Source organism: Streptomyces krungchingensis, from assembly GCF_054729265.1.
Window position 1 is genome coordinate 1143588 of sequence record NZ_JBPUKY010000002.1, and the last position, 22811, is coordinate 1166398.

Consider the following 22811-nt stretch of genomic DNA (forward strand, 5'->3'; position numbering starts at 1 on the left):
GCCGGATCGGCATTGTGCGCGTGCACAGTGCCCCTCTCCGGCCGGCTGATTAGGCTTCCCAAAAACATCCTGGTGACGGCGTTCCGTGCCGGCTCAGGCCGCGCCCCGGGGCTGCCCAGAGCGGTCCCGACGGCGTGGCCTGGCGCCGGTAGTCGAGTCCGAGCCGGAGGTCAGTGCCGGTAACCACAGTGGCCCGATGAGGAGGTACGGTCGCCGATGAGCCGAGAAGCAGCGGTCGTGCAGGGCCTCAGGCCGGGCCGCTCCACCGGCGTGCATCGCGAGAGCCGGACCTGCCGGCCGAACCGCCCGCACGCTACCGCAGGACATGGGCTGGTCCGCGGTTCCGCGCTGAGCGAATTCCGTGAATTGGTCACGGAGTTGGGCGGCGCGCCGGACGACCTGCTCCACTACGTCGGGATCGAGCCCGTGGCGGCGGGCCGGTACGAGGAGTACCTGCCCTTCCGGCGCGTCATGGAGGTGCTGGAGGCCGCCGCCGAGAGTACCGGCACCCCGGATCTGGGGCGCAGGCTGGGCCGGCGGCAGAGTGCAGCCATCCTCGGACCCGTGGTACCCGCAGCGCGCACCGCCCGTACCCTCGCGGAGGCGGTCGAGGTCTTCGGCCGCTACCTCGGAACCTACTCCACGGCCTGCTCGCTCTGGCTGGTCTCCGGACCCGGTGAAGGCCTGGCGTTCGTGGAATTCCGCTGCGCCCTCGGCCGGCGGTGGCTCTATCCCCAGGGAGCCGAGGCGGTCCTGGCACGTGCGCTGACGGTGCTTCAGTTGCTGGCCGGTTCGTCCCTCCTTCCTGTCGACATCCACGTTCCGCACCGCCCGCTGACGCCTCAGGCGAACTATGAGAGCGACTACTCCACCGCAGTGCTCTTCAACCAGCCCCGGCTGGGCTTCACCATCAACGCCGCAGATCTGGGCCGCCCCCTGGAGCACGACCCGGTCGCCCACCGCGTGCTTGTGGAGCATCTCGCCGACACCGCCCCACCGGACAGCGCCTGCCTCGTACGCCCGGTCACCGAGCTCGCAGAGCAGATGCTGCCCAAGGGAGTAGTACCCACCGTCGAGGACATCGCCACCCGCCTGGGGCTGCATCCGCGCGCCCTACAACGGCGCCTCTCAGCGGAGGGATCGTCCGTCACGGACCTGGTCGACGTGGCGCGTCGGGAGACCGCTGAGCAGCTGCTCGCCGAGACGGACATGGCATTGGGCCGGATCGCCCGCCGGCTGGGCTACGCCGAGCAGAGCGCCCTGTCCCGTGCCTGCCGGCGCTGGTTCGGCATGACGCCCTCCGCCGTACGGCGCACGGCACGGCAGAGCGGAGCATCCGAGGCAGGGGCAGCGCACGCCTGACCTTGCCCGGACGCCCGGCGCAACGGCGGTCGCCGCCCAGCCGGAGAACGAGGAAATCAGAGAGGAACATCCATGGGCCACCCCAACTCGCAGCTCACCAGCTGCTGCCAGCCGTCACGCGCATCCGCGCCGGGATCCGTGGAGGCCGTGGAACTGGTGCCCGGCTCGCGGAGGGCCAGTGGTCAGAGCGGATCGGTGGCGCTACCGGGAGGCGAGTTCCTCATGGGCAGCGACAGCTCGGAGGGATTCCCGGACGACGGCGAGGGCCCGGTGCGCAGGGTGCGCGTCAGCCCGTTCCGCATGGCCGTCCACACGGTGACCAACGCCGAATTCGCCCGGTTCGTCGAGCACACCGGCCATGTCACCGAGGCCGAGCGGTTCGGCTGGTCGTACGTCTTCGCCTCCTTTCTGCCCGGCGCCCTGCGCAGGACCTCGCACCGGCTGGAGGGAACCCCCTGGTGGTGCGGCGTCGAAGGGGCCTGCTGGCGCGCGCCGGAGGGGCCGAGCAGCGACGTGACGAGTCGGGAAGGGCATCCCGTCGTACATGTCTCCTGGAACGACGCCGACGCCTACTGCCGCTGGGCGGGTGGCCGACTGCCCACCGAGGCGGAGTGGGAGTACGCGGCACGCGGCGGGCTCGAGCAGCGTCACTACCCGTGGGGGGACGAGCTGACTCCCGGCGGGGAGCACATGTGCAACATCTGGCAGGGCCACTTTCCCACGAAGAACACCGCCGAGGACGGCTACCGGGGCACGGCTCCGGTAGACGCGTACCAGCCGAACGGCTTCGGCCTGTACAACGTGGCCGGCAACGTCTGGGAGTGGTGCGCGGACTGGTGGACCACACACCACGGGGAGCGTCCGCGCACCGATCCGGCCGGCCCTCGCACGGGCTCGGCGAAGGTCATCCGTGGCGGCTCCTACCTGTGCCACCGCTCGTACTGCAACCGCTACCGGGTGGCGGCCCGCACCTCCAACACTCCTGACAGCACCACAGGACACATGGGCTTCCGCTGCGCCTTCGACGTCTGAGCCCACTCATGTCTCTTCGGCTCGAGCCGGGCGGCCGACCGCCCGGACGAGGAGATCCACCAGGTCGTCGACGAAGCAGGCGTCGGGCAACTCGCACTCGGCCAGCAGCCGGTAGATCATCGGCGCTGCGACCAGCGTGGCTGCGGACCGGATGCTGATGTCCGGCCGTACCTCCCCGCGGGCGATCGAGCGCTCCAGGACACTCCGGATCTCGTCCATGATCCGCTCGGTGTGCGCGACGTAGGCGCCCCGCATCCCGCTGTCCGGTGCGGCCGCACCGATCAGCTCGGCCAGCAGCCGGTCCGTCCCGGGCTGTCGGTAGGCAGCCAGACGCGCGGTGAGGACCTCGCGCAGTTCGGCTCGGAGATCGCCGAGGTCCGGCACCGAGGACCGGCCGATTCGCGTCTCGGCCGCGGCGATGATCAGAGCCTGCTTGGACGGCCAGCGCCGGTAGATGGCGGGCTTGCTCACCCCGGCACGTGCGGCCACCCCGTCCATGGCGACCGCCTGTACGCCGCGTTCCGTCACCAGCTCGGTCACCGCGTGCAGCGCGGCGCTGGTGACACGCTCCTCCCGCGGGCGCCCCGGCCCTCGCTCGGCTCTCTGCGCCTGTGCAGCGCCCATGGTCAGAGCATACGGAGGGCGTCGGCTGCGCTGTCGCTACGGGTGCTGACAGGCAGCGCAGCCGACGGCGCACTGTCGTCCCCACCGGCCAGCTCCTTGTCCCTTCTGCCTTGTGCCAGGACGGTGATTGTTTCGGCCCGGACTGTGGCATCGGGGGCGTGCGCTGGGGTGTTGGAGAATGCGAGCACGCTGCCGATCGGGGCCTCGAAGGTGATGGCAGCGATGCGTGCCCGGTCGGTGCTCCCAAGCTGCGGTTCGACGGGGAGGTCGGGAATCTTCACGGTGATGCGGTCCGGGCGGGCGATCAGCGGCCCTGGATAACCGGCCTTCCAGGTCAAGCGCGGCCATGGGGCTGATGGCGCCCTGCCGAGGACCGGCGCGGAGCGGGCGCTGGAAAGCTCGATGGTGTCGTACCACTCGCCTCCGCCGCTGCTGACGGTCGGGACGGCGGTCGTTGATCGGTCATGTCCGGAAAACGCGAGGCCCCTCACCGTGTGGTCGGCCAAGGCGATCGCGGGGCGTCCGGAGCACGCGGGGCCGGGGGCGGATCGTCCGCGCACCACCGTGGCCACGACGTCGACCATGGCGATGTCGGCGAACGCGGGCACTACGGTGTCGACGACGCCTTGGTCGGCGATGGGTGGGTCCGGTCCCCGCCCGTCCCGGTCACGGGGCGAGGACTCCGATGCCGTTACCGAACAGCTCCGGAGGGGGCACTCACCGCGGCAGCGCCCGGCTGCCGAGGCGGTGCAGGAGTTCCAGTGCGAGGGAGACGGTCAGGCGGCGCTCGGTGACGCGGTATCCCAGCAGTGTTTCGGCGCGGGCGACCCGGTGCAGCACGGTGTTGCGGTGGGTGTGCAGTCGCTCGGCTGTCCGCGGGGCGTTCCCGCCTTCGTCGAGGTAGACCCGCAGGGTCGACCGCAGGGTGAGGTGCGCCGGGTCGGCGCCGCACAAAGGCCCCAGAGTGGAGGTGATGAACTCCGCCATGCGCTCCTCGTTCTGGCTGACGAGGGCGACGGCTTCGATCTCGTGGTAGGCGGTGAGCTGCTCTCCGTCGGGTGCGCCGGCGAGGAGCCGCTGGGCGGCGAGTGCCGCGGCGTGGCTGCGCCTGAACCCGGTGACGCCGTCGCGGAGCGGTCCGAGGACCGCGCGAACCCTGGGAGCCGCGTGGGCCATGGCGTCGCGGAGTTCCTGCCAGTCCGGTTCGTGGCGGACGGGAAGCCAGGCCCACAGCGTGCGCGTGCCGGCAGGCAGGGTGAGGGGCGGCCGCGAGCAGGCCGTCGTGGAGAGGGTTCCGGCAGCCTGCTCGAGCATCCCGTGGACCTCGCCCGGCGGATCCGACCACAGCACCGCGGCGACGTGCCTTCCGGTGAGGTCGTAGTTGAGCTGTCGGCCGGCTCGGTCGGCGCTGATGGGAGCTCCGTCGAGGAGGAGCCGGATCGTCTCGGCTCTGCGGGCCAGTGCCCCGGAGAGCAGGTCCTGGCGTTCCTGCTGCATGCGCGTGATGACGGCGTCCAGCACGCGGTCGACGTATTCGTACATCAGGGCCGAGGACACCTGGAGCACCTCGACCAGGTCGCCGCGGGACGGGATGGCATCGGCTGCCAGGTCCATCCACCGCCGCCATGCCACGTTCTGGCCCCTGCGATAGGACTGGACGAGGGCGTCCAGTTCGGCGCCACGGCGCACCAGCGTCCGGGCCAGGTCGAGGGTCTCCAAAGGTGCGTCCCGGGAGACCAGCTCGCCGGGACGCAGCTGCATGGCGGTCAGCCAGCGCAGGACGTTCGCCCGGCTGCTGGCCCGGCTCTCGGCGGCCAGCGTCGGGTCCTCGGCCAGGATGGGGGCCACCTCGAAGATGGCCGCGTCGATGTCCGCGAGGAGGGCGTCGACCTCGTCGAGGAGCCGTCCGGCGACCAGCTTGATCAAGGACGCGATGTCCGGGGCGGCCGACTCCATATCGCCACGCTACCCATGCCGGTGCAGCGGCACAACGGAGACCGTTGGTGCTGGGCGACCGCACATCCTTCCGGCCTGCCGTTCCGACTTAACGTATGGCCACACCAGTCGCGGAGGCGCAGAGCGGTCCGCAGCGGCGACCGCTCTCGGACGAACCCCGTGGGGCGGACCCCCGACATGGCCCCGCTCTTCCCCGGACGGTGGCCGTCCTCGTCCCGTCCCCCCGGAGACTGACCATGACAAACCCCCCCGCCCCCCGTGACCACGGCCCGCTGTCTCAGGAGAACGAGCTCGACTACGACGTCGTCGTGGTCGGCTCCGGCTTCGGCGGTTCGGTGGCCGCGCTGCGTCTGACCGAGAAGGGCTACCGTGTCGCCGTCCTGGAGGCCGGCCGCCGCTTCACCGCCGCGGACCTGCCGAAGAACTCGTGGGACCTGCGCAACTACCTGTGGGCCCCTGCTCTGCGCCTCTACGGCATCCAGCGCATCCACCTGCTGCGCAACGTGCTCGTCCTGGCCGGCGCGGGCGTCGGCGGTGGCTCCCTCAACTACGCCAACACCCTGTACGTGCCGCCGAAGGCGTTCTTCAGCGATCCCCAGTGGGGCCACATCACCGACTGGCAGGAGGAGCTGGCGCCCTTCTACGACCAGGCGCAGCGCATGCTCGGGGTGCGTCTCAACCCCACGCTCACGCCTTCCGACGTCCACCTGAAGACGGTCGCCGAGAACATGGGGGTGGGGTCCAGTTTCCATATGGCGCCGGTCGGCGTGTTCTTCGGGGACGGTAAGGACTCGGACTGCGGCCGCCGGGTGCAGCCGGGTGAGGAGGTCGCCGATCCGTACTTCGGCGGCGCGGGACCTGCTCGCCGGGCCTGCACCGAGTGCGGTGAGTGCATGACCGGCTGCCGCCACGGCGCCAAGAACATGCTCACCGAGAATTACCTGCACCTCGCCGAGCGCGGTGGCGCCGAGATCCACCCGCTCACCACCGTCACTCGGATCAGGGAGGAGAGCGACGGCTACATCATCGACACCCGGCGCACCGACTCCCGCAGGCGCGGGCAGCGCAGCTTCACCGCCCGCCGTGTCGTGGTCGCCGCCGGCACGTACGGCACTCAGACCCTGCTGCACACCCTCAAGGCACGCCGCGACCTTCCGCACATCTCCGACCGGCTGGGCCACCTCAGCCGGACCAACTCCGAGGCCATCGTCACCGCGCAGACCACCGACCGTCGCTACGGACGCCATGCCGACTTCACCAAGGGCGTGGCGATCACCTCCTCCATGCACCCGGACGAGAACACCCACATCGAGCCGGTTCGTTACGGCAAGGGCTCCAACTCCATGGGTCTGTTGGCCGTACTCCAGGCCCCGGGTGGCGGCCGCGGCCCGCGATGGCTGAGCTTCCTTGCCACCTCCGTCCGGCACCCGATCCTCTTCGCCCGCTCGCTGAGCAAGCGCCGCTGGTCGGAGCGGGCCATCATCGGCCTGGTCATGCAGTCCCTGGACAACTCCCTCACCGTCTCCCTCAAGCGCGTGCGCCGGGGCAAGGGCGTGCTGACCTCCCGCCAGGGACACGGAGCCCCCAACCCGACCTGGATCCCGGCGGCAGAGCAGGCCGCCCGCCTGCTCGCCGACGAGATCAACGGCTTCCCGGGCCACACCGTCGGTGAACTCCTCGACATCCCCTTGACCGCGCACTTCATCGGCGGCTGCCCCATAGGCGACAGCCCTGAAACCGGCGTGGTCGACCCTTACCACCGCCTCTACGGGCACCCGGGGATCACCGTCGTCGACGGCTCCACCGTCTCCGCCAACCTGGGCGTCAACCCCTCCCTCACCATCACCGCCCAGACCGAGCGCGCCATGTCCATGTGGCCCAACAAGGGCGAACGCGACTCCCGGCCCGCCCAGGGCGAGTCCTACCGCTACACCCCTCCGGTCGAGCCGACCCGTCCCGTCGTTCCCCGCACTGCCTTCGCAGTCCTGCGCCTCCCGCTCCTCCCCATGCCCATCGTCCGTACGGAGCCCACCGGCAGCCCTCAGCAAGGCAATTGACCCGCAGGACCGGAATTTCCGGAAAGGGCGCAACCAACGTCGACGCTCCGCTGGACGTTCTCCGCGGCCTGGGTCGCAGCCGCCAGGTCCTCGAGACGGAGGCCCGCGCCTTGTTCCGTGAAGGAGTAATCACCCTGCGCCGAGCACCTGTGCCCCTATGGACCACCACCCACCGAAAGTAGGAATCTTGAACGCGAGCGAACTCGACTGGGACGACCCGACCGACCTGAAGAACGCCACCCGGGGCCTGGTCGGGCGTCTTGACCCGTGCATCATCCGCGACGCGACCGGCCGCGTCGTCTGGGACAACGAGCGGTGGACCTTCCTGGAGCAGGACTGCCCGGAGACCGCCAACCCCAGTCTGTGGCGGCAGGCCCGACTCAATGCCGTGGATGGCCTCTTCGAGGTCGTGCCGGGCGTGTACCAGATCCGCGGCTTCGACATCTCCAACATGACCGTGGTCGAGGGCGACACCGGAGTGGTCGTCATCGACCCCCTGATCAGTGAGGAATGCGCCGCCGCCGGGCTCGCCCTCTACCGCAGCCACCGCGGTGAGCGGCCGGTCAGCGCCGTCGTCTACACCCACAGCCATCTCGACCACTTCGGCGGCGTGGGCGGCGTGGTGGACCGTGCGGACGTCACTGCCGGCCGTATCCCGGTGATCGCCCCGGAGGGCTTCATGGAGCACGCGGTCGGCGAGAACGTCATCGCCGGGCCCGCCATGCTCGTCCGTGCGGGCTACATGTACGGCAGGTCGCTGTCGGCCGATCCCAAGGGGATGATCGGCTTCGGCCTGGGTCAGGCCACCTCCGACGGGCGAGTCGGCCTGATCGCCCCCACCGCGCTGATCACCAGCACCGGGGAGGAGCTGGTCGTCGACGGCGTCCGGCTGGTCTTCCAGCTGACGCCGGGCACCGAGGCGCCCAGCGAGATGAACTTCCTGCTGCCCGACCACCGGGTCCTGCTGGTGGCCGAGAACGCCAACCACACTCTCCACAACGTGCTGACCCTGCGCGGCGCCGAGGTCCGCGACGCGCAGGCCTGGGCCGGATACCTGACGGAGACCGTCCAGCTCTTCGCCGACCGCGCCGACGTGCTGATCGGTTCCCACCACTGGCCCACCTGGGGCCGCCCGGAGCTCACCGCGCTCCTCTCCGAGCAGCGGGACGCCTACGCCTACCTCCACGACCAGACCGTACGCCTGATGAACCGCGGCCTGATCGCAACGGAGATCGCCGAGGAGCTGCAGGAGTTCCCGGGAGTCCTGGGCAGCGCCTGGCACGCCCGGGGCTACTACGGCACGCTCAGCCACAACAGCAAGGCCGTGTACCAGCGCTACATGGGCTGGTACGACGGCAACCCGGCCCATCTGTGGCAGCTCCCACCCGCGGAAGCGGGCCGGCGCTACATCGACTTCATGGGTGGCGCCGAGGCCGTGGTGAGCAAGGCCCGCGAGTCCTTCGACGCGGGCGACCTCCGCTGGGTCGCGGAGGTGCTCAATCACGTGCTGTTCGCCGAGCCCGACCACACCGAGGCCCGGGAGCTACAGGCCGCGACCTTCGAACGACTCGCCCACGGCGCCGAGAGCGGCATCTGGCGCAACTTCTACCTCTGCGGCGCCCGGGAACTTCGGCAGCCCGCCGAGGTCCGGCGCGCCACGGTCGAAGGCTCCCCCGACTTGACGATGATCCCGGCCCTCTCCACGCTGCAGATCTTCCAGGCCTGGGCGGTCCGCCTCGACGGCCCGGCGGCCGCCGCCCACCGGCTGCTGCTGCGCTGGGAGTTCACCGACACGGCGGAGACCTGGACGCTGCTGCTGGCCAACGGGGTGCTCACTCCGATGCGCGGCGACGCCCCCGGCGGCGGGCAGCCGGGACTCGTAATCCGGCTGACCAGGACAGAGTTCGACCGGGTGCTCTGCGGCACGGCGACTTTCGCGGCGGCCGTAACCGCCGGCGGGATCAGCGTCGAGGGCGACCTGCAGGCCCTGCCCACCCTGCTGGGGCTGCTGGAGGAGCCGGCCCGCACCTTCCCGGTCGCGCTGCCCTAGATGATTGAAATCCAGTTGATCGCTGCGCAGGGGGCGTCCTCGCCCAGAGAATCCCGATCACCGCAGCGATCTGGCACAACGATCGGACCGATCAACCCATCGAGCGGTCACTGATCGCCTACGACCACTGACCGTGACCAACCCCCTGCGCATCAATCTTCCAGCCATGAGCGACCAGGGCCCGTGGTGACGCGTCGTGGAGCGCATCGCGATCGCCGGCGTTCCGTTTGCCTGAACCCCGTCCAATTCCTGTCCGCCACAGCCACCTTCACGGAGCCGTCGTGACCGACAATGACCTCGCCAGAACCGCCGAACTCTCCCCATCGGCACCCAGCTCCCCGCGACGGGCCTGGCTCGTCACCGGGTTGCTCGTGGTCTTCATGATGGTCAATTTCGCCGACAAGTCCGTCATGGGTCTTGCGGCCGACTCGATCCGCCGCGACCTCGGCCTGTCGGCGACGTCCTTCGGACTGGCCAACAGCGCGTTCTTCCTGCTGTTCTCCGTCTGCGGCGCTGTGGTCGGGCTACTGGCGGACCGGGTACGGCCGCGGTGGCTGCTGCTGGGCATGGCGCTGCTGTGGTCGATCGCCCAGGCACCCATGGCACTGGGGGGCGGACTCGCCATACTGGTCGCCTCCCGGATCGTGTTGGGCGCAGCGGAAGGGCCGGCCTTCCCCGTCGCCCAGCACAGCGCCCTGTCCTGGTTCCCCGACCGCAAACGCAACCTCCCCGGCTCCCTGATCACCCTCGGTACCACCCTGGGCGTCGTGGTCGCGGCCCCCGGGCTGACCTGGGTGATCAACCACCACGGCTGGCGCTCCGCCTTCGGCGTGGTCGCGGCCGTGGGCGTGCTCTGGGCCGCGGTCTGGACCATCCTCGGCCAGGACGGCAACCACGCGGCCGGCACCCCCGCGAACGACGGTACGGAGGCCGGCGACCCGAGCCCCGCCGACACCCCCTACCTGCGCATCCTCCGCACCGGTAGCTGGATCGGCAGCACGGCCGCCTTCTTCAGCGCCTACTGGTTGACCGCGCTGGCGCTGGTGTGGGTGCCCTCCTACCTGCGGGACGGGCTGGGCTACTCGGACACCGCAGCGGCAAATCTGGTCGCTGCGCTCTGGGCCGTCAACGGCATCGCGATGCTGGGCCAGGCGGGACTGACCGGATGGCTGCTGCGTCGCGGCGTGAGCAGCCGCTGGGCCCGCGCCCGCGTCGGCGGCATCACGCTGATCGTCTGCGCCCTGTGCTGTCTGGGCCTGTCGCAACCGGTGGGCGGAGCGCTCGCCGTCGTGTTGCTGATCGTCGGGTTCGGCCTGCCCGGGCTCATGGTGAGCGTGGCGGTGACGTCGGTGGCCGAACTGGTCCCCGGCCGGCGCCGCGGGGGCGCTCTGGGCCTGATGACCGCCGTGGTCACGACGGCCGGCCTGGTCGCCCCTGCCCTGACCGGCTACCTCGTCGACACCCAGGGCACGGCCGGTTATCGGTACGCCGTGCTGCTCGTGGGCGCGCTCCTGCTGATCGGCGGTACCGCCGCCGTCACCCTGATCGACTCGGCCCGCGACGCTCGCCGTCTGGCTGCGTGACGCACATCGTTCCCCTCTGCTCGCCACCCAAGGAGTGACGTGAACAGCACCACCCTCGGCCCGTCCGCCCTCGACCGTGCCCTGCGCGAGCTGCGTGAGAACGCCGCGGCCTGGGCCACGGCCACGCTCGCCGAGCGGATCGGCTTGCTGGAGCGGCTCCTGCCGCGGATCAGCGAGGTGGCAGCCGACATGGTGGCCGCCGCTGCCGCCGCCAAGGGGTACGGCCCCCACTCGTCCTGGGCTGCGGAGGACTGGGCCGGGGGGCCCTGGGCGCTGGCCCAGAACGTCAGCGCCCGGCTGCACGTCCTGCGCCGGATCGCCGCCGGCCGCGACCCGCTGCCCGCGGGCGCCGTGCGCGAGCAGGACGGCCGGACCTCGGTGGACGTCTTCCCGGCCACCGGCTGGGACCGACTGCTGCTGGGCGGCTGCACGGCCCAGGTCCGGATGTGTCCCGGTACCACGGCTGAGCAGGTCCGGGAGCGGGCGGCCGGACAGTACCGCGATCGCGCGGAGACCGCGGGCGTGGCCCTCGTCCTGGGCGCGGGCAATGTCGCCGCGCTGACCGCGGCGGACATCCTGCACAAGCTGTACGCCGAGGGCCAGGTCGCCGTCGCCAAGATGAACCCGGTCAACGCCTACCTGCGCCCCCACTTCGAGGAGATCTTCGCCGAATTCATCGACCGGGGCTGGGTACGGTTCGTCGACGGCGGCCCCGCCGAGGGCGCGTACCTCACCCACCACGACGGCGTGGACTCCATCCATGTCACCGGCAGTGACCGCACCCACGACGCCATCGTCTGGGGCACCGACGAGCAGGCCGAGCAGCGCCGACGCGACGACACCCCGCTGATCGACAAGCCGTTCACCAGCGAGCTGGGCGGGGTCAGCCCCTGCATCGTGGTGCCGGGCGAGTGGAGCGCGGCGGACTTCCGCTTCCAGGCCGAGCACATCGTCACTAGCAAGATGAACAACTCCGGCCACAACTGCATCGCCAGCCAGATCCTGCTGCTGCCCCGCTCCTGGGACGGCACCGAGCGGCTGCTGAACGCGATCCGCAAGGTGCTGCGCGCACTGCCGGCCCGCACCGACTACTACCCGGGTGCCGACCAACGTCTCGCCGCCGTCCGCCAGGCACACCCGGCGGCCGAGAGCAACGCCGACGGCTGTCGGCTCCTGGTGCCCGACATCATCGACCACGACGACGTGCTGCTCACCCGTGAGGTCTTCGCCAGCGCCCTGGGTGTGGTGCGCCTCCCCGGAGACACCCCGGCCGAATTCCTGCGCCACGCCGTGGACTTCGCCAACGACACCCTTCCGGGCACGCTCGGTGCGACCCTGATCGTTCATCCGCGGACCGAGAAGGCCCACCCCGAGGCGGTCGAGTCGGCTATTTCCGGGCTGCGCTACGGCACCCTCGGCGTCAACACCTGGTCCGCCCTCGGCTTCCTGCTGGGCTACACCCCCTGGGGCGCCTACCCGGGCCACACGCGGCAGGCGATCGGCAGCGGCATCGGCTTCGTCAACAACGCCTTCATGCTCGAGGACATCGAGAAGACAGTGCTGCGCGCCCCCTTCGCCCCGATCCCGCGTGGGCTGTTCACCGGCTCCCCGTCGATCGCGCCGCGCCCGCCGTATTTCGTCACCAACCGCACGACCCGCACCACCCTCGAACGGGTCACCCGATTCACCACCGCACCCGGCATCGCCAAGCTGCCCGCCATCTTCGCCTCCGCGCTCCGCGGCTGACCAGGAACCGGCCCCGACATGAACCTCAACGACTTCCTCGCCCGTGCCGCCACCGAGCACGCCCACCGCCGCGCCGTCGAACTCGGCGACCACGGGATCACCTACGCCGAACTGGACGCCCTCGCCGGCCGTACCGCCGCGTTCCTCGCCGCCCGCGGCGTGGTTCCCGGTGACCGGGTGGGCCTGATGCTGCCCAACCTGCTGGAGTTCCCCGTCCTCTACTACGGTGCGCTGCGCGCCGGCGCCGTCGTGGTGCCGATGAACCCCCTGCTGAAGCCGCGCGAGATCGCGCACTGTGTGGGCGACTCCGGCATGGCACTCCTCCTCGCCTGGGACGGCGTGGCCGAGCACGCCCACGCCGGGGCCGCGGGCACCGGCACCCCGGTGGTGCCGATCGTGCCCGGCGGGCTCGGTGAACTGCTCGCCGAGTACCCGGACCCGGGGCCGGTCGTGCCCCGCGAGGACCATGACCTGGCCGTCATCCTCTACACCTCCGGCACCACCGGCTCGCCCAAGGGCGCCATGCTCACCCACGCGGGGCTGGCCCGCAACGCCGAGATCGGCGGGCGCACCTTGCTCCGGCTCACCCCCGATGACGTGGTGATGGGCTGCCTTCCTCTCTTCCACGCCTTCGGTCAGTCCTGCGCCATGAACGCCGCAGTGACGGCAGGTGCCCGACTCACCCTGCTCGCCCGCTTCGACCCGGGTCAGGCCCTGAGCACCATCGAGGAGCGACGGGTGACCGTCTTCGAAGGCGTGCCGACCATGTACGGCGCCATGCTCGCCGAACACGAACGCAGCGCCGAGCAGCGCGACACGAGCTCGCTGCGCATCTGCGCCTCCGGCGCCGCCTCTCTTCCCGTCGAGGTGCTGCACGCCTTCGAGGCCGCCTTCCACTGCCCGGTCCTGGAGGGGTTCGGCATGTCCGAGACCTCCCCGATCGCCTCCTTCAACCACCCCGACCGGCCCCGCAAGCCCGGCTCCGTCGGCACGCCCGTCGAGGGCGTCGAGATGTGCATCCTCGACCCGGTCGACGGCGTCGGCGAACTGTGCGTCCGCGGCCACAACGTGATGGCCGGCTACTGGAACCGCCCCGAGGCGACCGCAGAGGCGATCGTCGACGACTGGCTGCGCACCGGCGACCTGGCCCGGGTCGACGAGGACGGCTACTACTACATCGTCGACCGCAAGAAGGACCTCATCATCCGCGGCGGCTACAACGTCTACCCGCGCGAGATCGAGGAGGTCCTCTACGAGCACCCCGCCGTGGCCGAGGCCGCCGTGATCGGCATCGCCCACGCCACCCTCGGCGAGGAGGTCGCCGCCGTGATCGCCCTGCGCCCCGGCGCCGAGGTGGGCGCGGACGAGCTCCGTGACTTCGTCCGCGAACGGGTGGCCGCCTATAAGTACCCTCGCGAGGTCTGGCAGGTCGACGCCCTCCCGAAGGGACCCACCGGCAAGATCCTCAAGCGGGAGATCGCCGCCCCCGGGAGCCGCTGACGCAGCGCTCCTCCACCCGGAAACCGCCCTTGCCGTGCGTGGCCCGGTCTTCGGGGGACAGATGCCGGCCGTAGATGGGTCCGGCCAAGTGGCGCGCGGTTCGGACCGCAGCCAGGTCTCCGACCCCCTGCGCGGCACGGATCTCCTTCACGAGCCAGGCGAACTCCGCTTGGGCCTCTGCGAAAGCGGCAGACTCGGAAGGTGGCGCGCCGCTGGGTGACGGGTGGGTCGCCGACAAGGGGGCTCCCGGCGCGGCGGGCGCCGACGATTTCACGATCTATCTGCCGTCCCCGGCCCCGTTCCAGGAACAGGTGAAGGCAGCCGCCGACCCTCCTGCGCCGCAGGTCGGCACGGCCAAATATCGGCGATGCTTGAATTGTGAGCCGTTCCCGGCGCGTAGGTTCTAAGGTGGATTCGCATGATCGTCGCAACGTTGCAGGTTCAGAATGCCAAAGCCGCGGCGAATGCTTGAGCAGGGGTCTGCCAACTCAGGGTTTTGCGGGGTCGGTTGTTCAGCCGGTGCTCGATGACGCGAAGGTCGTCAGCGGTGTGCAGGGACAGGTTCGTACGTTTGGGCAGGTACTGCCGGATCAGGCCGTTGGTGTTCTCGTGCGTGCCTCGTTCCCACGGACTGCCGGGGCGTGCGAAGAAGATGCCGTCGGTGAAGTAGGGCGCGAGTTCGTGATGGCGGGCCATCTCGGATCCCTGGTCCCAGGTGAGACTCCGACGTGCTTGTTCTGGCAGCGTGCTGAAGGTGGCGATGAGGGCGTCGCGCACCTGGCCGGCTGAGTGTCCCTCGGGCAGCGGGACCAAGCGGAGATAGCGGGTGCGTCGGTCGACGAGCGTGGCCACGGCGGATTGGCTGCGTGCGCCCACGACGAGGTCTCCTTCCCAGTCGCCGAGTCGCCTGCGCAGTTCGATGATCGATGGCCGACGGTCGATCAGGACGGCCGGTGCAACGAAACGGGGGACGCGCTGGTCAGGGCGGCGGCGCTTCTTTCTCAGCGGCCGGCCGGTGCGGAGTTTCCTGGTCAGAGTCCTACTCAAGCCGCCTTTGGCCCCTTGGTAGAGGGCGCGGTAGATGGTCTCGTGGCAAAGGTGCCGCTCGGGACGGTCGGGCCAGCGGGTCCTCAGATGGGCGGCGATCTGCTCCGGGCTCCACTCCATATCGAGCCTGGACTGCACTTCGGCTTTGAGCTCGGTATCGGTGGCCAGCTTGGAGCGTCGGGGACGTCCTGCCCGTTCGCGGCCTCGGTGGTGAGCCAGGTCGGCGTCGGGTCACGTCCGCTGGAGTGGTGTATCGACGGCCACTAGGTGATCTCGTTTTGAGGCTATGCGGTGAGTTCGGTGGGCAGAGCGGTCTCGTCGATTTCTGACTCGATCGGGTGGAGGCGGGCCTTGGCCAGCAGGTCGAGTCCCATGTAGCGACGGGCCTCGGTCCACTCGTCGTTCTGCTCGGCCAGGACCGCGCCGACCAGGCGGATCAGGGCGGTGCGGTCGGGGAAGATGCCGACCACGTCGGTGCGACGCCGGATTTCCTTGTTCAGCCGCTCCTGCGGATTGTTCGACCAGATCTGCCGCCAGATCTCGCGCGGGAATGCGGTGAACGCCAGCAGCTCGTGCTGGGCAGCGTCCAAGTGGGCTGCGGCCTTGGGGAACTTGGCCTCCAGTGCGTCCAGAACGTGCCGCATCTGGGCCTTCACGGCGTCACTGTCGGGCTGTTCGAAGATGGTCCGCAGCAGCGTGGCCACCCAGGGCTGGGCCGACTTCGGAACCTGGCTCAGCAAATTTCGGGCGTAGTGGGTTCGACAGCGCTGCCAGGAAGAGCCGGGCAGGCCCGCACCGATCGCGTTCACCAGGCCGGTGTGCGCGTCGGAGACGACCAACTGAACCCCGCTCAGGCCGCGGGCGATCAGGGAGCGCAGGAAGGCGAGCCAGCCGGCGCCGTCCTCGCAGGTGGCGACGTCGATGCCCAGGATCTCGCGATGTCCGTCGACGTTGACACCGACCGCGATCAGCGCGTGGACGTTGATGATCCGGCCGCCCTCGCGGACCTTCTGGGTCAGGGCATCGACCCAGACGAACGCGTAAGGGCCCTGGTCCAGGGGCCGGTTGCGGAATGCGGCGACTTGCTCGTCCAGGTGCTTGGCCATCGCACTGACCTGGGACTTCGACAATTGGGTGACGCCGAGGGACTCGGCGAGCTTCTCGACCCGGCGCGTGCTGACACCGAGCAGGTAGGCGGTGGCGACCACCGAAATCAGGGCCTGCTCGGCCCGCCGGCGCCGTTCGAGGAGCCAGTGCGGGAAGTAACTGCCCTGGCGCAGCTTGGGGATGGCCAGTTCGACCGTGCCGGCCCTGGTGTCCCACTCGCGCGGGCGGTAGCCGTTGCGGTGGTTGACGCGTTCGTCGCTGACCTGGCCGTATTCAGCGTTGCAGAGGGCGTCGGCCTCCGCGGACATGAGCGCGTCGGCGAAGGTTTTGACCATCGCGCGCAGCAGATCGGGACTCGCGCGGCGAGGTTGTCTTCCGCGAGGGCATGCAGGGGCACACTGTCAGGTGCGGTCATCGTGCTGATCTCCTTCGAGGCTTCGACACTTCGAAGATCAGCCGGTGGCCGTTCATCTATGCGGGCATCAGCCAGAAGCCGGAGCAAACCCCCGGATCAGGTCGAACCCATACACCATCTCCATGGACGCAACCTCGGCGTCGTATCTGCCGTAGTCGTGCGGGCGGCTGTTGCGCCGCAGCTCCCGGCTGACCGTCGACGGTGCCCTTCCGAGCAGGTCGGCTATCTCCCGGATCCCCAGGCCACGGCCACGCAACGAGGCGATCCTCTGGCGCTCCAACAGCGACAAGTACCGGCCCGAGCGTGAGGCTTCCGGGAGATAGTCCGGTTGCAGGCCACCGTTCTCAGCCCGCCACCGGTAGCCCGTCTTGCGCCCGATACCGAGTTGCCTGCATGCTCCGACGCTGCCCACCCCGGCCGCCAGAAGGCGCCAGTACTCGGCCTCAAGCTCCAGTCTGCGCTTGCGTCCCCGCCTCGCCATCAACACTCCAGGATGATCAAGGAATGTTGTGACAAGCGTTAGAACCTACGCGTCCGCTACCGGTCCACTTTTCAGCCGTCGTCGACAGGAAGAGGGTCACCACGCTGTCGGGCGGCTGCTGGGCGCTCCCCGAGCCGGACGCTAAGCCCCTTGGGCAGCGGCAGGGGCCCTGGAACAGCGAACCGCACGTAACCAGTCAGCCACGTCAATGAGATGTTTCTCCCCTCAACCAGGCAAAGATTCTGTACCTGGCATACCGGCATCAACCCGTGGCCGACGCGGCATCATCCCGAGGTTCGAGGTCTTCGGACCGGCCTGCGCCAGCATGGCTGCCGCAAGGGTGCTACGACGAAAGTCTGAGGGCGGCCGGGATGGATGCGACCGGCCATCGTGTTGGAAGAAGGCGAGTGAGCGTCCGGACCTCAGGGAGGTTTCAGCATGTCCGTGCAGCTCAACCACACGATCGTCTGGGCCCGTGACAAGCACGCATCGGCGGGCGCACTGGCCGGGCTGCTGGGTCTGGAGGTAAAGCCACAGTGGGGCCCGTTCCTCCCTGTGGAGACCGCCAACGGCGTCGGACTCGACTTCGCCGACGCCGGGGACAAGACCATCGAACCGCAGCACTACGCGTTCATCGTCTCCGAGGAGGAGTTCGACGCGATCTTTACCCGCATCAGGGACGCCGGGATTACCTACTTCGCTGACCCTGGCCACCAGCAGGCAGGGGAGATCAACCACAACGACGGCGGACGCGGGCTGTACTGGGAAGACCCCGACCGCCACAACATGGAGATCATCACCCGTCCTTATGGCAGCGGCAACTGACCGTTAAGGTGGCTGGAAGGCATGACGCCACTCGGTTCCGTTGTCCCGATGCCGTTGCACGGACAGGCGGCCTCGGCACCGACGACGTTCGGCGGGCAAACCGCGTGACTCGTGTGACAAGGCCTCGGGTATCACCGGTCTTTCAATTCCCTTGCGCAGGCACGGTCGCTTGTCTGGCGCAGTGGCGTCTCCCGCCATGACCCCGGTCTCCGTACACCCATGTCATTCCGGCAACGCCGACACGGGGATGACGATCAAAGGCTCACCCATCGATTTCACCCAAACAGGAGCAGCGGGGGACGCATCTGCTGATGAAGAGGCGCTCATGCCGTCAGTGTGTCCGTGCCCACTGACAACGCCAGCGGCGGCCCGGTGGCGCCCAGCGCTGCGGGGACCTGCTGCCCGGTGCCGGGTGACGACGGTCAGCGCGGCGGAGGCTGTTCGATCGTGCCGCCCCGATGAGGTGTAGGGATGTAGCCCTTCGCCCCAGATGGCAGGGTGTCGAGGCACGTCTGGGAGCAGGCGTTGACCAACATCGGCAGAACATCGGTCGCCACCGCCCGGGAGAGCCACGCCTGATGCGGGCCTGTCGCGGAGATGGGCCCGGTGCAGACACTGCAGGTGCGGGCCGCGGTGGTGCCCCAGCGGGCGGGATCCAGACCCTCGAGGTCCAGGACCGTATCGCCGGGCGGGAGGAGCCGCGGGAACGGGGGCCGGTACTTGTAGTTGCCGTAGATCGAGCGCGTGCTCACCGTGCTGTTCACCAGCCGAGCGCACCGCGTGATTTCGTACGGGAACCAATGCAGCCGTCGGGACGTGTAGGGGCTGAACTCCTCCAGGCTTGTCATGTCGCCGATCTCCGCGGGTATGCGGACAAGGTTGCTTCCGTACAGCACAAGGGTCCGCACCGCCGTCAGCCGCCCGATCGACGCCGGCAGCGTCACGATCTGCCGCCGCTCCTCAGGGCTCAGCTCCGGCAGCGGGCGGAACTCCTCCCGCCGGTCGGCCGCCGCCTCCTCGATCAGCTCCAGCAGACGGAGCCAGCCTGGAGCACTGGTGTCCTGGATCTCGGCGTGGAAGGACGTCGCCGCGTCGGGTGGACTCACCCGGGCCAGGTTGAAGCAGTGGCAGCGGTCCTGCGGCACCCCGGGCCGGGGGTCCACCGCCTCGGGAAAGCGGTTCGGAAAGACCTGTGCGGGCAGAAGCTCATCCGTCATGGCGCAACAATAGGGACGGGGCGCCCGGTACGGCACCAACAGGTGTCCCCGGCCGGTGATGTAGCCGCCCTCAGTCAGGTACTTGGTGGTGCTGTCGTCCGGGAACCCCCGTGAGGGTTGACGAGATCTCACTGCTGCCCCTGCCAGCGGCCGTTGTTTACCCACAGGACGATCGTGCCCTTAGAAGCCGTTCTCTTTCCGAACCTCGTGTGCGGATTCTGCTGGTCAGACATGGGATTGCGGCTGCCGCGGGAGCCGCAACTCGTTGCTGATCGAGTGGCTAGGGGGGCGGATGCCGTCGATGTGGGCGGTTCTGGAAGCGCGGCGGAAGACCGCAGTCGTGCGAGTGGAGGAGCTCGAAGCCGAACTCGAGCGGGTGCGGGCGGACTTGGCGGATGCCGAAGAAGTCCTCAGGCGCCGGGCGATCGGCCTTGAGCAGTATCTGGAGGCACTGGCCGAAGAGGAACAGCCCGCCGCGACGGCCGTCGGTCCGTCGCGGAGGAAGCCGGTGGGACCGCGCCGTGCGGTGCCCGTGCCGCATCGGGAGAGCGCGGCCGGACTCGAGGATCTGTCGGTGGACTACCAGGCGGTGATGGCGGCTGCGGCGGAGGCCGGAGGTGACGGGCTGGGTGCCCGGCGGGCGGCCGTGGTGCTGGGCTGGGACGGTGCCTCCGCCTCACGGGTCGAGGGTGCACGAGCACGGCTGAAGAGGCTGGTGGAACGGGGCTGGCTGGTGGAGGCGAAGCCTGGAAGATTCACCCTGCCGGCAGGACAGCAGGCTGATGAGGCTGTGCGGCCAGGCGGCGGTTCATGAGGGCGATCATCGACCAGCGGATGACTGCTTCGCTCGTGTCGGTGCGGCGTTCGTAGTCCCGGACCAGGCGCCGACTGCGCAGAACCCAGGCGAAGGACCGCTCGACGACCCAGCGGCGGGGCAGGACCTGGAAGCCGCGGACGTCCTCGTGGCGGCGGACGATGTCGAGGACGATCCCCAGGTGCTGGGCGGTCCAGTCGGTGAGGTGTCCGGTGTAGCCACCGTCGGCCCAGATGCGTGCCAGCCGCCGGAAGTTCCTCTTCGCCGCGGGCAGCAGGATCCGGGCGGCGTCCCGGTCGGTCACCGATGCCGGGGTGACCTGCACGTCCAGGAGGAGTCCGAGGGCGTCGGTGAGCAGATGCCGCTTACGCCCGTTGATCTTTTTGCCTGCGTCGAACCCGCGTGAGGCATGGGCGACGGTGGCGTCCGCCTTCACCGACTGCGAGTCCACCACCGCCGCACTCGGCTCTGGGCCACGGCCTTCGGCCCGACGAACGGCCTGGTGCAGGCGATCATGCAGTTCGCTCACCAGCCCGGTATCCCGCCAGCGGGCGAAGAAGGCGTAGACCCGCGGCCAGGGCGGGAAGTCGGACGGCATCGCCCGCCACTTGATGCCGTTGTCGACGAGGTAGCGCACCGCGTCGATCATCTGCCGGTGACAGAACCCCTCCGGCCGCCCGCCGCGGCCCGCCAGCCATCCCGGAACCGGCAGCAGTTCTTTCAGTACAGTCCACTCGGCATCGCTCATGTCCGAGCCGTACCGGGGCCGGCGATCCGGCCGGTCGGCCGCGTTCCCGAACCTGTGGGCGAGGCAGTCACACCCACGAGTGGACGAACTGGACTCGGCGACCACGACCACGCGACACTTCGACAACAGGGCCTCTTGATTCTCGCTGGACTCGACATCCGCGAGCTACCAAGAGGCCCTTCCTTTATGCCCCCGCACCGGACAACTCACTCGAACCAGGCCCCTGTTCGAACCTCGCCGATCACACGGCCGGATAGAGAACAGCCAGTAAGATCATGGCCCCAACGTCGTGCTTTAACGGGCAGGTCCACAGACTGCCCGACTCGCCGGAAGCTTAAGGGGCCATGATCACTCGCCCCAAAGCAGCTCCCGCCCAAAGCCGCTACGCCGCCCGCGTCGTACAGTCCGGGCAAGGAGGGGTGCATGATCGTCAAAGGCTCGCTGCAGGACAGGCTTCACAAGGCCAGTGACCGCCTCTGGGGGACATTCATGGTGATCCTCATGGTCGCCATCGGGGCGCTGCTACTGATGAGTTTTCTGGGCTTTCTCCTGGTCTCGCTCTTCTTCGTCCTGGGCGGCACCGTCAATCATTGATAGGGCCCCAGTGCGCGGAAAGGGCAACTTGGACGTCGCCGGGGCGGGCGTGCCACTTCCGTGCCAGAGCGGGCGGGGACTCACGGGGAATCGAGGTTCCCCGGGGTGCACACGGCCCTACGCCGCCCAAGGCAGGGATTCCCAGGTCACGCTGGTGATCGCCCAACCTCGCTCCTAAAGCGGTGATCGACCGCAGCCTGTGCCCTTGGCGTGAAGTGAGCACCAGCGGCTCCGGGATCGCATCAGAACCCGTGTCCTCCACGTGCCCGATCGGACAGCATCCAGCGGGGAACAAGGGGGAACGACGGCGAGCGCACCATGAACGCACAGGTCAGTCCTCCCCCGGGTGAGCCGACAGCCGCGTACGCGATCTTCGGGCCTGGTGTGGCCGGTTTGCTGCCTCCGCCTCCTGAGACAAGAGAGCGCGGGCGGACGAAGCCACGAGCGATCGAACTCGGAGCGTGGCCGGACTAGCCCAATCCGTGGATCTTGCGGCACGTTGCGATGAGGCAGACCGGACAAACGGCTTGCAGGGCTCAATCTCGCACTGGGATTCGGGACATCACCCGAAGTGAACGAGGCAAGGAGCATGCTGATGAGTCCTGAGTACAGGGCGTCTTCGTCTCTCGGGCCGCTGGCGCGCGAGCGGTTCAAGAAGGTCGGGATGGTGGCCTCGCTGGCGCTGATGCTGGCGACCGCCGTGGTCAGCTCCGCGACCGCGGCGGCGCGGCCCATTACCGACCACGCGCCCGTGTCGAGTCGCCTCGGCGGTGACCAGTGCAAGGACAAGTCGACCAAGAGCAACCACGAGATGTCCGACCCCGGTGCCTACGGCAACGACGGCAAGGATGGGTGCAGGGGCGCGACCGGTGCCACGGGCTCCACGGGGGCGACCGGTGCCACGGGCTCCACGGGCTCCACGGGCTCCACGGGCGCGACCGGCGCCACGGGGATGGGCACGCCGGGTACACCAGGCGCGACGGGCTCCACGGGGGCGACCGGTGCCACGGGCTCCACGGGCGCGACCGGCGCCACGGGGATGGGCACGCCGGGTACACCAGGCGCGACGGGCTCCACGGGGGCGACCGGTGCCACGGGCGGCGCTGTCGTCCACGTGACGCAGGTGTTCTCGGACGCCATCCAAGTGGCTCCAGGTGGACAGGAAGAAGTGGTAGTCACTTGCCCAGCCGGCCAGACCGCCATCTCCGGGGGCTTCACCGCGAGCGACTTCGAGGACCAAGGCCTCGTCGCCAGTGACTCCATCCGGTCCAGTGACGGAACCGTCGGCAACGCATGGAGGGTGACGGTGGACAATTTTGACCAGGAAAGCAGTCACAATTTCCAAGCCACCGCGTACTGCGTACCTGGCACAGCTGAGTAGCGAAGCGCAAGAGAGTAGAAACTGAACTGCCTTGAAGGGCGTTTTGTGACGGCGGGATCGCCTGCCCGAAGAGCGGTTAGGGTGCGCGGCATGAGCGACGCCGCCCCGGCCTGTCCCGAGTGCAGCTAGCCCATGAAGTCGGGCGGCCTCGCCCTCTCTCGGCGGGAGGACGACGGCTGGCGGACCTGCCGGACGCTATGGAGGTGTACCGGTCGGCATGTCTGGTGGCGCTGGGCTGACCGGCCGGAGGAGCCGTTGGAGGCCTGCCCGTT

18 protein-coding genes and 1 pseudogene are annotated in these 22811 nt (G+C 69.4%); 11 read left to right on the top strand and 8 right to left on the bottom strand.

The window, feature by feature from the left end; genetic code table 11:
* The first annotated feature begins 216 nt into the window (after positions 1–216).
* Positions 217–1362, top strand: coding sequence for an AraC family transcriptional regulator (locus ACSYGO_RS45865; protein WP_460390402.1), 1146 nt, complete (start codon positions 217–219; stop codon positions 1360–1362).
* A gap of 72 nt (positions 1363–1434) precedes the next feature.
* On the top strand, positions 1435–2394 hold the full coding sequence (locus ACSYGO_RS45870; protein WP_460390403.1) for a formylglycine-generating enzyme family protein: 960 nt from the start codon (positions 1435–1437) through the stop codon (positions 2392–2394).
* Positions 2395–2400: 6 nt separating this feature from the next.
* Here the strand turns inward: ACSYGO_RS45870 and ACSYGO_RS45875 are convergent, their stop codons facing one another.
* The 3 genes from ACSYGO_RS45875 to ACSYGO_RS45885 all read right to left on the bottom strand — a co-directional run bounded on the left by ACSYGO_RS45875 (position 2401) and on the right by ACSYGO_RS45885 (position 4974).
* Entirely contained in the window at positions 2401–3018 is a 618-nt protein-coding gene (locus tag ACSYGO_RS45875) for a TetR/AcrR family transcriptional regulator (protein ID WP_460390404.1), read from the bottom strand.
* A gap of 2 nt (positions 3019–3020) precedes the next feature.
* The gene (locus ACSYGO_RS45880; RefSeq protein ID WP_460390405.1) at positions 3021–3626 is read right to left on the bottom strand and encodes a hypothetical protein; all 606 of its coding nucleotides are present in this window, start codon (positions 3624–3626) and stop codon (positions 3021–3023) included.
* Positions 3627–3735: 109 nt separating this feature from the next.
* Positions 3736–4974, bottom strand: coding sequence for a PucR family transcriptional regulator (locus tag ACSYGO_RS45885; RefSeq protein ID WP_460390406.1), 1239 nt, complete (start codon positions 4972–4974; stop codon positions 3736–3738).
* 236 nt (positions 4975–5210) lie between these two features.
* Between ACSYGO_RS45885 and ACSYGO_RS45890 the strand changes: the two genes are divergently transcribed.
* From ACSYGO_RS45890 to ACSYGO_RS45910, 5 genes are all read left to right on the top strand, one after another.
* On the top strand, positions 5211–7031 hold the full coding sequence (locus ACSYGO_RS45890) for a GMC oxidoreductase (RefSeq protein ID WP_460390407.1): 1821 nt from the start codon (positions 5211–5213) through the stop codon (positions 7029–7031).
* A 157-nt stretch (positions 7032–7188) separates the two neighbouring features.
* Positions 7189–9081, top strand: coding sequence for an alkyl/aryl-sulfatase (locus ACSYGO_RS45895; RefSeq protein ID WP_460390408.1), 1893 nt, complete (start codon positions 7189–7191; stop codon positions 9079–9081).
* A 281-nt stretch (positions 9082–9362) separates the two neighbouring features.
* A complete protein-coding gene (locus ACSYGO_RS45900; RefSeq protein WP_426682680.1) occupies positions 9363–10664 on the top strand; it encodes an MFS transporter in 1302 nt (433 codons plus the stop codon).
* A gap of 39 nt (positions 10665–10703) precedes the next feature.
* Positions 10704–12410 (top strand): aldehyde dehydrogenase family protein, encoded by a 1707-nt coding sequence (locus ACSYGO_RS45905; protein ID WP_460390409.1) that lies wholly within the window; start codon positions 10704–10706, stop codon positions 12408–12410.
* 18 nt (positions 12411–12428) lie between these two features.
* Complete coding sequence (locus ACSYGO_RS45910) at positions 12429–13910, top strand: long-chain-fatty-acid--CoA ligase (protein WP_435229654.1); 1482 nt, start codon at positions 12429–12431, stop codon at positions 13908–13910.
* A 441-nt stretch (positions 13911–14351) separates the two neighbouring features.
* Here ACSYGO_RS45910 and ACSYGO_RS45915 read toward each other — a convergent pair whose 3' ends face one another.
* The 3 genes and pseudogenes from ACSYGO_RS45915 to ACSYGO_RS45925 all read right to left on the bottom strand — a co-directional run bounded on the left by ACSYGO_RS45915 (position 14352) and on the right by ACSYGO_RS45925 (position 16960).
* Positions 14352–15176, bottom strand: a complete 825-nt coding sequence (locus tag ACSYGO_RS45915) for an IS30 family transposase (protein WP_460390442.1) — start codon at positions 15174–15176, stop codon at positions 14352–14354.
* Positions 15177–15241: 65 nt separating this feature from the next.
* A pseudogene (locus tag ACSYGO_RS45920) lies at positions 15242–16479 on the bottom strand (IS256 family transposase).
* A gap of 67 nt (positions 16480–16546) precedes the next feature.
* On the bottom strand, positions 16547–16960 hold the full coding sequence (locus tag ACSYGO_RS45925) for a helix-turn-helix domain-containing protein (protein WP_460390410.1): 414 nt from the start codon (positions 16958–16960) through the stop codon (positions 16547–16549).
* Between the two features lie 438 nt (positions 16961–17398).
* On the opposite strand from ACSYGO_RS45925, the gene ACSYGO_RS45930 reads away from it, so the two are divergent.
* Positions 17399–17785 (top strand): VOC family protein, encoded by a 387-nt coding sequence (locus ACSYGO_RS45930; RefSeq protein WP_426682677.1) that lies wholly within the window; start codon positions 17399–17401, stop codon positions 17783–17785.
* 422 nt (positions 17786–18207) lie between these two features.
* Here the strand turns inward: ACSYGO_RS45930 and ACSYGO_RS45935 are convergent, their stop codons facing one another.
* Positions 18208–19002: a leucine-rich repeat domain-containing protein gene (locus ACSYGO_RS45935; protein WP_460390411.1), complete on the bottom strand. Its 795-nt coding sequence runs from the start codon at positions 19000–19002 to the stop codon at positions 18208–18210.
* 301 nt (positions 19003–19303) lie between these two features.
* Between ACSYGO_RS45935 and ACSYGO_RS45940 the strand changes: the two genes are divergently transcribed.
* On the top strand, positions 19304–19816 hold the full coding sequence (locus ACSYGO_RS45940) for a hypothetical protein (protein ID WP_460390443.1): 513 nt from the start codon (positions 19304–19306) through the stop codon (positions 19814–19816).
* Here the strand turns inward: ACSYGO_RS45940 and ACSYGO_RS45945 are convergent.
* A complete protein-coding gene (locus ACSYGO_RS45945; RefSeq protein ID WP_460385336.1) occupies positions 19758–20564 on the bottom strand; it encodes an IS5 family transposase in 807 nt (268 codons plus the stop codon). The genes ACSYGO_RS45940 and ACSYGO_RS45945 overlap by 59 nt on opposite strands.
* A 423-nt stretch (positions 20565–20987) precedes the next feature.
* Between ACSYGO_RS45945 and ACSYGO_RS45950 the strand changes: the two genes are divergently transcribed.
* The gene (locus ACSYGO_RS45950; protein ID WP_426682797.1) at positions 20988–21158 is read left to right on the top strand and encodes a hypothetical protein; all 171 of its coding nucleotides are present in this window, start codon (positions 20988–20990) and stop codon (positions 21156–21158) included.
* Positions 21159–21753: 595 nt separating this feature from the next.
* Positions 21754–22539 carry a hypothetical protein gene (locus tag ACSYGO_RS45955; RefSeq protein WP_460390412.1) on the top strand — a complete coding sequence of 262 codons (786 nt, stop codon included), beginning with the start codon at positions 21754–21756 and terminating at the stop codon, positions 22537–22539.
* The last annotated feature ends 272 nt before the right edge of the window (positions 22540–22811 follow it).